Source organism: Variovorax sp. 20P10.2.4 (assembly GCF_058244205.1).
The window spans coordinates 33,363-45,464 of record NZ_JBZAYE010000005.1 but is presented as its reverse complement, the minus strand read 5'-3'; the positions used below and the strand labels follow the sequence as shown (position 1 = coordinate 45,464).

General features: G+C 69.2%; 12 protein-coding genes. 1 reads left to right on the top strand and 11 read right to left on the bottom strand.

All coding sequences use genetic code 11. The features are described from left to right. From AC27VN_RS01325 to AC27VN_RS01280, 10 genes are all read right to left on the bottom strand, one after another. Positions 1-466, bottom strand: a 466-nt coding sequence (locus AC27VN_RS01325; protein ID WP_490875330.1) for a DNA glycosylase AlkZ-like family protein, incomplete at its 3' end; no start/stop codon positions are given. Between the two features lie 51 nt (positions 467-517). Next, entirely contained in the window at positions 518-1,396 is an 879-nt protein-coding gene (locus AC27VN_RS01320; protein ID WP_490875329.1) for a sugar phosphate isomerase/epimerase family protein, read from the bottom strand. Between the two features lie 8 nt (positions 1,397-1,404). After that, on the bottom strand, positions 1,405-2,610 hold the full coding sequence (locus tag AC27VN_RS01315; protein ID WP_490875328.1) for a dihydrodipicolinate synthase family protein: 1,206 nt from the start codon (positions 2,608-2,610) through the stop codon (positions 1,405-1,407). 19 nt (positions 2,611-2,629) lie between these two features. Further along, entirely contained in the window at positions 2,630-3,805 is a 1,176-nt protein-coding gene (locus AC27VN_RS01310) for a Gfo/Idh/MocA family protein (protein ID WP_209540883.1), read from the bottom strand. A gap of 42 nt (positions 3,806-3,847) precedes the next feature. Continuing rightward, positions 3,848-5,278 (bottom strand): enolase C-terminal domain-like protein, encoded by a 1,431-nt coding sequence (locus AC27VN_RS01305; RefSeq protein ID WP_490875327.1) that lies wholly within the window; start codon positions 5,276-5,278, stop codon positions 3,848-3,850. A 2-nt stretch (positions 5,279-5,280) separates the two neighbouring features. After that, positions 5,281-6,060: an ABC transporter ATP-binding protein gene (locus tag AC27VN_RS01300; RefSeq protein ID WP_490875326.1), complete on the bottom strand. Its 780-nt coding sequence runs from the start codon at positions 6,058-6,060 to the stop codon at positions 5,281-5,283. A 154-nt stretch (positions 6,061-6,214) separates the two neighbouring features. Continuing rightward, positions 6,215-7,216: an ABC transporter substrate-binding protein gene (locus AC27VN_RS01295; protein ID WP_490875325.1), complete on the bottom strand. Its 1,002-nt coding sequence runs from the start codon at positions 7,214-7,216 to the stop codon at positions 6,215-6,217. A gap of 63 nt (positions 7,217-7,279) precedes the next feature. Next, positions 7,280-8,053 (bottom strand): ABC transporter permease, encoded by a 774-nt coding sequence (locus tag AC27VN_RS01290; protein WP_093342908.1) that lies wholly within the window; start codon positions 8,051-8,053, stop codon positions 7,280-7,282. A gap of 103 nt (positions 8,054-8,156) precedes the next feature. Continuing rightward, positions 8,157-9,140 carry a tripartite tricarboxylate transporter substrate binding protein gene (locus tag AC27VN_RS01285; RefSeq protein ID WP_093342906.1) on the bottom strand — a complete coding sequence of 328 codons (984 nt, stop codon included), beginning with the start codon at positions 9,138-9,140 and terminating at the stop codon, positions 8,157-8,159. Between the two features lie 228 nt (positions 9,141-9,368). Further along, positions 9,369-10,016: a TetR/AcrR family transcriptional regulator gene (locus AC27VN_RS01280; protein WP_281077614.1), complete on the bottom strand. Its 648-nt coding sequence runs from the start codon at positions 10,014-10,016 to the stop codon at positions 9,369-9,371. Between the two features lie 92 nt (positions 10,017-10,108). Between AC27VN_RS01280 and AC27VN_RS01275 the strand changes: the two genes are divergently transcribed. Further along, entirely contained in the window at positions 10,109-11,833 is a 1,725-nt protein-coding gene (locus tag AC27VN_RS01275; RefSeq protein WP_490875324.1) for a thiamine pyrophosphate-binding protein, read from the top strand. On the opposite strand, the gene AC27VN_RS01270 is transcribed toward AC27VN_RS01275, so the two are convergent. Continuing rightward, positions 11,799-12,092 carry a hypothetical protein gene (locus AC27VN_RS01270; protein ID WP_209540877.1) on the bottom strand — a complete coding sequence of 98 codons (294 nt, stop codon included), beginning with the start codon at positions 12,090-12,092 and terminating at the stop codon, positions 11,799-11,801. The genes AC27VN_RS01275 and AC27VN_RS01270 overlap by 35 nt on opposite strands. Positions 12,093-12,102: the final 10 nt, after the last annotated feature.

Genomic DNA, 12,102 nt, shown 5'->3' with positions numbered 1-12,102 from the left:
CGCGGTAGTGCATGCCGTCGAGCAAATGCGTCGACGCATTGCCCGAGCCGCCCCAGTAGTTGCGCATGCGGCCGTGCGCGAAGTGCTGCTCGACCTCGCGCGGATGCACGCGCCCGCGCTCGCGCACGAAGGCCAGCACCTCGGCGGCCTTGCGCCGCGTCTCCGCGTCCCAGGGCTTGGCGGCCTCGCGCGGATGCATCAGCGCCAGGTGCTCGCGCGGCAGGAAGCCGTAGTTGACCAGGCAGTCCTCCTCGATCGCGAGCCGCGTGTAGCGCCGCTCGAGATCGCCCGCGCGGTAGTCGTTGACGCGGTGGCGCAGCGTCAGGTCCTGCGCGCGCGCCGGGGCGCGGATCGGATCGGCTTGCACGAAGCCGAGCTTCTTGATCGCGCCGGGGAGCGTGGTGGGCTTGAACAGGGTGCGCGCCACGGCGTAGCGGCGCAGGTCGTCGAGGCTGGGAGCGGGCATGGGCGCATTGCAGCACAGGCCGCCATGGCCTGTTCGCCGCGGGGCCGGGCCTCAGACCGCGCTGCGATGCCGCTCGATGCAGGCGTCGAGCGTCTCGGCCCCCGGCCGTTGCCACCAGTCGAGGTTCGAGAAGATCTCGACCTCGCTGAAGCCCGCGAAGCCGGCGTCCTCCACCCAGCCGCGGATCTTCTTGAGCTCGACCACGCCGTCGCCCATCATCCCGCGGTCGGACAGCAGGTCACGCGTGGGCGTGAGCCAGTCGCAGACGTGGTAGGCCAAGAGGCGCTCGCGGCCCGCGCGTGCGATCTGCTGCTGCAGCTTCGGGTCCCACCACACGTGGTAGATGTCGAGCGCCACGCCGAGCATGCCGCTCCTGCCCGCATCGAGTTCGTCGCAGAGGTCGAGCGCGTGCTCCAGCGTGTTGATGCAGGCGCGGTCGGCCGCCTGCATGGGGTGCAGGGGCTCGATGGCCAGCGGCATGCCGACCTCGCGCGCGTACTCGAGCGAAGCCGCGATACCGTCGCGCACTTCGGAGCGCGCCCGCGCGATGTCCTTGTAGGCGGCCTTGCCGTCGAGCGCGCCGGGCAGCGCGCCGACCACCAGCACGAGGCAGGGCGCATCGAGCGTCTTGGCCTCGTCGATGGCGCGGCGGTTGTCGTCGAGCGCGGCCTTCAGGCCCGCGGCATCGGGCGCCGGGAAGAAGCCGCCGCGGCAGTAGCCCGAGAGGCCGATGCCGTGCGCCTTCAGCTGCCGCGCGATCCTGTCGATGCCGACGGCCGCGACCTGGTCGCGCCAGGGGCTGATGGCGCGGATGCCGCGCTCGGCGCACTGGTCGACGATGCGGTCGAGCGGCACCTCGGCGCCCGACTGCTTGCGCACCGTGGCGGTGTTGATCGAGAGCCAGTCGTGGTTCTGCGAGAAGTCGCGCATGGACGGGATCACTCCACGCCGTGCAGCGACAGCAGCGTCTTCATGCGCCGCACCGCGAGCTCGGGCTGCTCGAACAGGTTGGCCGCGTCGGCCAGCCGGAACAGCTCGGCGAAGTGCTGCAGCGAGCGCGTGCTCTGCTGGCCGCCGACCATGGTGAAGTGCTTCTGGTGGCCGTTGAGCCAGGCCATGAAGACCACGCCGGTCTTGTAGAAGCGCGTGGGCGCGGCAAAGATGTGGCGCGACAGCGGCACGGTGGGGCCGAGGATCTCGTGGAAGCGCTCGACGCGGCCCGCGGCCAGCTCGCCGAGGGCGGCGCTGGCGGCCGGCGCGATGGCGTCGAAGATGCCCAGCAGCGCATCGCTCTTGCCGTGCGTGGGGTGGCTGCCGTGGCCGTCGCCCGCGATCAGCTCGGCGTAGTTGAAGTCGTCGCCGGTGTACATGCGAACGCCCTGGCCGTCGGGGCCGCCGGTGGTCGGCAGGCGCCGGCGCATGGCGATCTCCTTGTCCTTGTCGAGCAGCGAGATCTTGATGCCGTCGACCTTGTCGGGATGGGCCGCGATCACGCCGAGCGCGGTTTCCATCGCGGCATCGACGTCGGTCGTGCCCCAGTAGCCGGCCAGCGCGGGGTCGAACATCTCGCCGAGCCAGTGCAGCACCACGGGCTGCTTCGCCTGGCTCAGGATGCGGTCGTACACGCGCTCGTAGTCGGCCGGGCTCTTCGCCACGCGCACCAGCGCGCGGCTGCACATCACGATCAGCTTGCCGCCGAGCTTCTCGATGGCGGCCATCTGCTCCTCGTAGCCGTGGATCACGTCGTCGACGCTCTTCACCGCATCGAGGTCGAGGTGGTCGGTGCCGCAGCCCGAGGCCACGAGCGCGCCGGGGATGTCGCTGGCGGCGTCGATCGAGCGGCGGATCAGCTCGAGCGAGGTCGGCCAGTCCAGGCCCATGCCGCGCTGCGCGGTGTCCATGGCCTCCGCCACGCCCAGGCCGAGCGCGTAGAGGTGGCGCCGGTAGGCGAGGGTGGCGTCCCAGTCGACCGCGCATTGCAGCCAGGGATCGATGGCCGCGAGCGGGTCGGCCACGACGTGCGCGGCCGAGTAGGCGATGCGGTCGAAGCGCACGCCCGCGGGCGGCTTCGGCGGCGTGCTGCCGCGCAGCGCGTAGTCGGCGAGCGCGCCGCCGGCGGTGGGGAGCTTGAGCGAGAGGGCCATGCGGTCGGGTCTCCGGGTCTCAGACCTTCAGCGCGGGCACGTCGACCCAGCGGCGGTCCTGCCACGATTCGAGCGCGGCCTCGACCAGCTGCACGCCCTTGGCGCCCTCGGGCAGGGTCCACTTGTAGGGCGCGTCCTCCACCACGTGGCGGATGAAGTGTTCCCACTGGATCTTGAAGCCGTTGTCGTAGACCTGCGAGTCCGGGATCTCCTGCCACTGGTCGAGGAAGTTCATGGTCTGCTTCTCGTCGGGGTTCCACACCGGGCGCGGCGTGGCCACGCGTGACTGGGCGCGGCAGCTCGACAGGCCGGCCACGGCCGAGCCGTCGGTGCCGTCGACGTGGAAGGTCACGAGGTCGTCGCGGCGCACGCGCGTGACCCAGCTCATGTTGATCTGCGCGATCACCGGCTCGCCGTTGTGGCCGGTGAGCTCGCAGGTGGCGTAGGCGGCGTCGTCGGCGGTGGCCTCGTAGGGCTGGCCGGCCTCGTCCCAGCGCTTCGGGATATGGGTGGTGCCCAGGCAGCTCACCGACTTGACCTCGCCGAACAGGTTGTCGAGCACGTAGCGCCAGTGGCACATCATGTCGAGGATCATCCCGCCGCCGTCTTCCTTGCGGTAGTTCCAGCTCGGGCGCTGGATCGGCTGCAGGTCGCCCTCGAACACCCAGTAGCCGAACTCCAGGCGCACGCTGAGCATGCGGCCGAAGAAGCCGGCGCGGCGCAGCATGTCGAGCTTGCGCAGGCCGGGCAGGAACAGCTTGTCCTGCACCGCGCCGTGCTTGAGGCCGTGCTTCTCCTTGGCTTCCTCGGCCAGGCGCGCGATCTCCACCGCCTCGTTGAGGTTGGTGGCGATCGGCTTCTCGCAGTAGACGTGCTTGCCGGCGCGGATCGCCTTGGCCAGCAGGGTGGGGCGCATCTGCGTGGTGCCGGCGTCGAAGAAGACGGTGTCGTCCTTGTTCTCGAGCGCCTTGTCGAGGTCGGTGCCCCAGCGCTGGATGCCGTGGGCTTTGGCCAGCGCCTCGATCTTCTCGGCGTTGCGGCCGATCAGGATCGGGTCGGGCATCACCTTGTCGCCATTCGACAGCGTCACGCCGCCCTGCGCGCGAATGGCGCAGATCGAGCGGATCAGGTGCTGGTTCATGCCCATGCGGCCTGTGACGCCGTGCATGATGATTCCTAGACGTTGGGTGGGCATGTTCTTTCCTTGAGTGAGAGAGAGGGACAGAGAAGCGCTGCTTCAGTAGACGGAACGCATGGCGTCCCACGAGATGCCCGCGCCGGGCTGGCCGGTGGCGAAGCCGGGCGCGGAGGCGAGCGAGGACAGGGCGAGCTGTCCGCCGCGGATCGCGAGGCGCACCGCGCCATCGCTGGATTCGTAGAGGTCGGGGTGGGCGCGCAGCAGCGCCTGCTGCTCGGCCTCGGGCACGGCCGCGAGGCCGTTGACGTAATGGTGGCCGTTGCGCTCGACGTGCGAGAGGCCGAGCCAGCTCACGAGCGCCAGGTCCTGCTGCACGCCGAGGCCGGCCTGCATGGTCAGGTCCTCGCCCGAGAGGAAGTAGCGCGTGCCGTCGTCGGCCGCGTTCCAGCGCGCGCAGCGCGCCGCGTTGACGGCCGACTTGTAGAAGCCCTTGCAGCTCTTGCTCGACACGCCGGTGTAGCCGAGTTCGCGCGCCCGCACGAAGGCATCGAGCGTGGCGTCGGATTCGTCGATGAGCAGCGGGATGCGCCGGCCGAGCGAGCGCACGTCGCGCTCGAGCGCGGCGTCGCGCCGGATCGGCTGCTCGACGAACACCGTCTTCTTCGCGAGCGCCCACAGCGCGGGCGTGGACAGCAGGCGGTCGAGGAAGGCGCCGAAGGCATCGGCGTCGGCGTACTGCTCGTTGCCGTCGAGCGTGACCAACTGCGCATGGCTGTCGATGGCGCGCGCGATGCGCTCGAGCCGGTCGATGTCGCGCGCGGTGTCGCCGCAGAGCTTGAGCTTGAAGTGCGTGAGGCCGTAGCGGCGCACGGCGGCTACGAGCGTGGTGGGCAGGCCGTCGGCCGGTGCGTCGGGCAGGGCATCGCCGTCGTCGATCGCGTCGGCCAGGCCCACGGTGTGGCGCGCGGCGATGCGCTCCGCGGGGCGCTGCCGCGCGAGGAAGCCGGACATGTCGAAGCCCGCGAGGTCGTCGGCCAGGCCGCTGCCCGCGATGTCGATGCCGCCGAGGTTGGCGCTCATCGCGGCGGCGAAGCCGGTGCCGGCGTGCAGGCACAGCGCATCGAAGATCGCGCGGTCGATCAGGGCCGGGCCATAGCCCGCCACCAGCGGCTGCAGGCCCTTGGCACGGGCGCGCGCCATCAGCGCGGCGTAGTTGGCGGCGAAATGCGTCCACGCGGTCTGCGCATCGGCCTCGCCGGTGTAGGCCTCGCGCGCATCGCGCAGCGCGAAGCGCAACTGCTCGAAGTTCTGTTCGTTGGTGAGCGCCGGGTTCTTGTCGAACCACTTGGGCACCATCATCTCGGCCGCGCAGCCGCTGGCCGTGCGGCCGTCCTCGAAGCGGATGCGCGCGCGCACGTAGACCTGCGGGCAGGCGGTGACGGTGGCGGCGCCGAAGCGGAACGGCAGCCGCAGCGCGACGTCGCGCTCGGCGAAGCGGATCTCCTCGACGTGGAAGCGAGGCGCGTCCATGGTCAGTGGTCCAGGATGCCCTGCGAGAAGAAATGCGCGCGCACCAGCTTCGTGTAGTGGCCGAACTCGCTCGAGGCCATCATGTCCAGGGTGCGGGCGCGCGGCAGTTCGATGTCGTAGACGGCCGCGATCGAGCCCGGGCGCTCGCTCATCACGATCACGCGGTCCGACAGGAAGATGGCCTCGGGGATGCTGTGGGTGATCAGCATCACGGTCTTCTTCGAGGCCATCCAGATGCGCTGCAGCTCGAGGTTCATCTTCTCGCGCGTCATCGCATCGAGCGCGCCGAAGGGCTCGTCCATCAGCAGCACCGACGGGTCGTGCAGCAGCGCGCGGCAGATCGAGGCGCGCTGCTGCATGCCGCCCGAGAGCTGCCACGGGTATCTGCGCTCGAAGCCCTTGAGGCCGGCCATGGCCATCAGTTCGTGGGCGCGCGCCTTGGCGGCGTCCATCGGCAGGTGGCGCATCTCGGCCTGCAGCAGGATGTTGTCCTCCACGCTGCGCCAGGGCAGCAGCACCGCGCTCTGGAACACGATGCCCACGTCCTTCTGCGGCCCCTGGATCGGCTTGCCGGCCAGCGTGAGGCTGCCGCCGCTGATCGGCAGCAGGCCCGCCACCATCTTCAGCAAGGTGCTCTTGCCGCAGCCCGAGGGGCCGACGACCGAGACGAACTCGCCTTCCTTGATGGCGAAGTCGAGCGGCTTCAGCGACTCGACGGGGCCATCCTTGCTTTGGTAGATCTTCGAGACGCCGCGCGCTTCGATCAGTTGGACTGGAGACATGGAGCGTAGTAAAGGACGAAGCGAACGAGGTGACGGGGCGCTTGCGGCGTTTTCGGGGAACACCGCGGAACCGGCTTTGCCGGGCCGCTGGTGTTGCCCCCGGTAGGGGGTGGGAGAAGCGACACGAAGTGCGCGGAGCCTGGGGGCGAGTTGTTTACGGCAGGAAGTCGAGCGTCACGTAGTCCTCTGGCTTGCCGCGCGTCGAGGCTTCCATGCCGCCGTACTGCACCAGCAGGTCCAGCGACTCGTTGACGTTCTTCATCGCCACGCGGAAGGGGCGCTGGTTCGCCGTGTCCTTGGTGTGATAGAGCGCCACGCTCTGCTTCATGCCCACGATCAGCGTGTCGCGCACGCCGGCCTTGGGGTTGGCCTTGAGCATCGCGTCGACCGCGGCCTCGGGGCTCTTCTCGGCCGCTTCGGCGGCCTTGGTCGAGGCGCGCATGAAGCGCTTCACCAGATCGGGGTTCTCGGTCAGCAGGTTCTTGTTGGTGATGATCCCCGAGCTGATCTGGTTCACGCCCGAGTCGGCGAAGCGGATCGGCGACACCGGCTTGCCGGTGGCGTCCTGCAGCTTGATCGCCTGGTCCATCACGTAGCCCAGCAGCAGGTCGGCCTGGCCGTTGATCACCGCATTGAGCTTGGTCTGGCCGTCGCCCGAGACGATCTTCACCTGATCGGGCTTGATGTCGTTGACCTTGAGGAACAGCGGCCACATCTGCGACATCGAGTCGCCCGGCGTCACGGCCACGGTCTTGCCGACGATGTCCTTCGGCGTCTTGATGTTCTTCTCGGTGAATCCCATGACCGACATCGGGCTGACCTGGAACAGCACGCCGGTGGACTTCAGCGGCGCGCCCTTGGCGGCGGCCTTGATCATGGTCGTGACGTCGATGTAGCCGAAGGTCGCCGACTTGGCGGCCACCGCCTGCGCGGTGACGGCGGAGCCGCGGCCTTCCTGGATGTCGAGGTCGATGCCTTCCTCGGCGTAGAAGCCCTTTTCCTTGCCGAGGAAGAAGGGCGCGTGCTCGCTGTACAGATACCAGTTGAGCATCAGCGTGACCTTGTCCTTGGGCTTGTCGCCCTGCGCATGGGCGGGAGCGATGGCGAAGGTGGCGAGCGCGGCGGCGGCGAGCAGCGAGGGAAGCAGTTTCTTCATGTCTTGTCTCCAGGGAGTTGTTGGCGTGGGCGAAGGAACCAGAAAGAAAAGGGGCGGGGTGGATCAGTCCGCGTGGCGCTGCGAGGCGTGCCAGGGAATCATCAGGCGCTCGACCAGGTCGACCGCCACGAACAGGATCACGCCGATGCTCGAGAGCACGACCAGCGCGGCGAACATCAGCGGCAGGTCGAAGTTGCCGTTGGCCACCTGCAGCACGTAGCCGATGCCCGAGTTGGAGCCGACGAATTCGCCGACCACCGCGCCGACGACGGCCAGCGTGACCGAGACCTTGAGGCCGCTGAAGATCTGCGGCAGCGCCTGCGGCAGGCTGATCTTGAAGAAGGTCTGCAGCCGGCTCGCGCCCATCGAGCGCGCGAGGTCGAGCATGTCGGGCTCGACCGACTTGAAGCCCATCACGGTGGAGACCACCACCGGGAAGAAGCCCAGCAGAAAGGCCGAGATCACCTTGGGGAAGATGCCGAAGCCGAACCACACCACGAACAGCGGCGCGATCGCGACCTTGGGGATGCTCTGCGAGAACACCAGCAGCGGATAGACGTAGGACTCGACCAGCCGCGAGTAGGCGATGACCATCGCCATCGGAATGCCGATGAGGATGGTGAGGCCGAAGCCGCCGAGCGTGGCCAGCGTGGTCTTCCAGCTCTCGGCCAGCAGGCGCGGCCATTCGTTGATCAGCTGCTTCACCACCTCCCACGGCGGCGGGATCAGGTAGGCCGGGATCTTGAAGAGGCGGATCGCCAGGTCCCACAGCACCAGCAGCAGCAGGATCAGCAGGAAGGGGCGCAGCGCCGGGGAAAGCAGGAGTTTGCGGATCATGGAGAGCGCGCCGGTGGCGGCGCGGGACGTTCGGTCGGAAGTCGGTGGGCTGCGGGCGGAGCGGGGGAGGCGGGGGCTGGCGGAGGCGGAAGCGGAAGCGGCGTTACTGCTGGACCGCGAGGCCGGCGGCCTTCACGAGCTCGGCGTTGCTCGCGATCTCCTGCTTGATGTAGGCGTCGAACTGCGCGGGCTTGAGCGTCCAGGCATCGGCGCCGAGCTTGAGGAAGCGCTCCTTCACCTCGGGCGTGGCGAGGGCCTTCGCCACCTCGTCGTGCAGGCGGTCGACCACGGCGCGCGGCGTCTTCGCGGGCGCCATCATTCCGATCCAGAAGTTGAACTCGGAGCCGGGCACGCCGGCCTCGGCGGTGGTGGGCACGTCGGGCAGGGCGGCCGCGCGCTTGGGCGAACCCACGGCGAGCGCCAGCAACTGGCCTTCCTTGATCTGGCCGATGACCGGCGCGATCGGCGAGAAGTAGTAGTCGACGCGGCCCGAGAGCACCTCGGTGACGGCCTCGCCCGATCCCTTGAACGGGATGTTGGTCGCGTCGATCTTGGCGGCCATCTTGAACTTCTCGGCGTTCAGGTGCGTGGCGCTGCCCTGGCCGGCCGAGGCGAAGTTCATGCTGCCGGGCTTGGCGCGCGCGGCGGCCAGCAGTTGCGGCAGCGTCTTGATGTTCTTCGAGGGCGCGATCACCAGCGCGTTGGGCAGCGAGGAGATCGGCGTGACGCCGGCGAAGTCGTTCACCGTGTCGAAGGGCAGCTTGGCGAAGGTCGAGGGGCTGACCGTGTGCGACGACGAATGGATCATCACCGTGTAGCCGTCGGCCGCCGCCGTGGCCACCGCCTGCTGGCCGATGGTGCCACTGGCGCCGCCGCGGTTCTCGATCACCAGCGGCTGGCCCATGCTCGCGCCCATCTTGTCGGCGATGGCGCGGGCAATGATGTCGGTGGTGCTGCCGGCGGCGAAGGGCACGATCACGCGGATCGGCTTGCTGGGGTAGGCGGCTTCCGCGCCGGCGAGGGCGGGGAGCAGGGCGCCCAGGCCGACGATCGCGGCCAGCGTGGCGGTGCGTGCGAGTTGCTTCATGGGTGGTGTCTCCGCGCGGCGGGGCCGCTGGTGTCGTTGCGAGCTTAATTCACCAATAAGTGAATTGCTGATTCTAGGAACGCGGGCGCGGCAGCGTCAACGGGTGGACCCTGGTGGATACCCGTAGATCGTGGAAGCGATGGGGGTCGTCGTGCGCGGCGATGGCGCGCGGCCCCGCCGCCGCGCGAGGAGCGGCAGGAAGCGACGGAGCGCGGCGGGAAGGGCTCTTCAGTGCAGCACGTAACCGAGCACGAGGTCGGTCATGTGCGAGAGCCGCTGCGCCATCGCCTTGGGCGCGCGCAGGTCACGGCCGAAGATGGCCGAGAGCGTGTGGTTGTTCGAGAGGTAGAAGTAGCACAGCGAGGCGATCGAGATGTAGAGCTGCACCGGATCGACGCCCGCGCGGAACAGGTTGTCGCGCCGGCCGCGCTCGAGCACCGTGTCGAGCAGCTGCACCAGGGGCGAGTTCATCTCCTGGATGCGTTCCGAGCGCTTGAGGTGCGAGGCCTGGTGCAGGTTCTCGCTGTTGAGCAGGGTGATGAACTCGGGATGCTCGAGGTAGTAGTGCCAGGTGAAGGACACCAGTTGGCGGATCGCCTCGACCGGATCGATCTCGTCGAGGTGCAGCCGCTGCTCGGCTTCGCGGATGTCGGCGTAGGTGCGCTCGAGCACCGCGAGGAACAGGTCGTCCTTGCTGCCGAAGTAGTAGTAGATGAGCCGCTTGTTGAGGCCCGCGCGCTCGGCGATGCTGTCCATGCGCGCACCCGCGAGGCCGCGCGCCGAGAACTCGTCGCGCGCCGAGGCGAGGATCGCGAGCTGCGAACGGTCGGCATCGCGCGAGCGGGGTTCCAGCGTGTCGGGAGCGGTGGCCTTCATGGCGCGAATTTAACCATTTGGGGAATTAAAACAAGGGAGGCGGGGCGGGCGCACATAATCGCCGCGGACAAAGTGTTGGAGTTCTACTGCTCATGAGTACATCACAACCCGCAGGCCACCTGATCGTCGAGTGCCTGCTCGAACAGGGCATGGAGATCGCGTTCGGCGTGCCCGGCGAGAGCTTCCTCGCGGTGCTCGACGGCTTTCATGCCTACGGCGAGCGCGCGCGCTTCATCGTCAACCGGCAGGAGGGTGGCGCGGCCTTCATGGCCGAGGCGCACGGCAAGCTCACGGGCCGTCCCGGCATCTGCTTCGTGACGCGCGGCCCGGGCGCGACCAATGCCTCGATCGGCGTGCACAACGCCTTCCAGGATTCCACGCCGATGGTGCTGTTCGTCGGCGACGTGGGCAGCGACTTCCGCGACCGCGAGGCCTTCCAGGAGGTCGACTACGGCAGTTTCTTCGGACCCAGCACCAAGGGCTTCGCCAAGCGCGTGGAGCGCATCGACGATGCGAACCGCATCCCCGAGTACATCGCGCGGGCCTTCTCGACCGCGATGAACGGCCGCCCCGGCCCGGTGGTGCTGGTGCTGCCCGAGGACATGCTGCGCAGCGAGACCGCCGCGCGGCCGCTGCCGCGCGTGGAGGCGGTCGAGCCCTGGAGCGACCCGGGCGCGCTGCGCACCCTGCGCGAGCTGCTGCTGAAGTCGCGCCAGCCGCTGGTGATCGCCGGCGGCGGCGGCTGGACCGCGCAGGCCGCGCAGGCGCTGCAGCGCTTCGCCGAGAACTGGCGCCTGCCGGTGGCCAATGCCTTCCGGTTCCAGGACACCTTCGACAACCACCATCCGCTCTATGCGGGCGATGTTGGCATCGCGATCAATCCGAAGCTGGCGCAGCGCGTGAAGGACGCCGACCTGATCCTCGCCATCGGCCCGCGCCTCGGCGAGATGACGACCGGCGGCTACACGCTGCTCGAGGCACCGAAGGCGAAGCAGACGCTGGTGCACATCCATGCCAGCGCCGAGGAGCTCAACCGTGTCTACCAGGCCGACCTCGCGATCAATGCCGGCATGAGCGCCGCGGCGCGCAGCCTCGAGGTGCTGAGCGCGCCGCCCACGCTGCCCTGGGAGGACTGGGCGCTGCAGGCGCATGCCGACTACGAGGCGTGGCTGGAGCCGCAGGCGCTGGCCGGCATGCCGGCGGAAACGCCGCGCGGCGCGGTCGACATGGCGGCGGTGGTGGCGACGCTGCAGAAGCACCTGCCGGCCGATGCCACGATCACCAACGGCGCCGGCAACTTCGCGAGCTGGGTGCATCGCTACTTCCGCTACCACGGCCTCGCCAAGGGCCACAAGACGCAACTGGCGCCCACCAGTGGCGCGATGGGCTATGGCGTGCCGGCCGGCATCGCCACCAGCCTCGCGACCGGCCGGGTGGCCTTCACGATTGCGGGCGACGGCGATTTCCTGATGACGGGCCAGGAGCTGGCCACGGCCGCACAGCATGGCGGCAAAAGCATCGTCGTGCTGCTGAACAACGGCATGTTCGGCACCATCCGCATGCACCAGGAGCGCGAGTACCCCGAGCGCACCAGCGGCACCGCGTTGCGCAATCCCGACTTCTGCGGGCTGGCGCGCGCCTACGGCTACGCGGCCGAGCGCGTGACCGAGACCGCGCAGTTCGAGGCCGCGCTGCTGCGCGCGCTGGCTGCCGACACCGGCACGCTGATCGAGATTCCGCTCGACCCCGAGGTCATCACCACGCGCGGCACGCTGTCGTCGATCAGGCGCGCGGCGCAGCAGCAGGCGCGGGGCTGAGCGCGGCGCGATGCCTCGCGACCTCCGCGCGCAGGGCTGCGGAGCGCAGCTCGAACACCTCGAACAGGCCGAGCGCCTCGAGCGCAGGGATCAGCGCGACGAGGTCCTCGTGCGCGGCCTGGCGCTGCGCCTCGCCGGCCTGGGCGTCCTCGAGCACGCGCACGTTGGCGAGGAAGGCACCGACCGAGCCCTTGCGCACGGGCTGGCCGTTGAGGACGGCGAAGTTCTGGTCATCGGGCAGGACATCCTGGGCTTTCATGGCGGTTCCT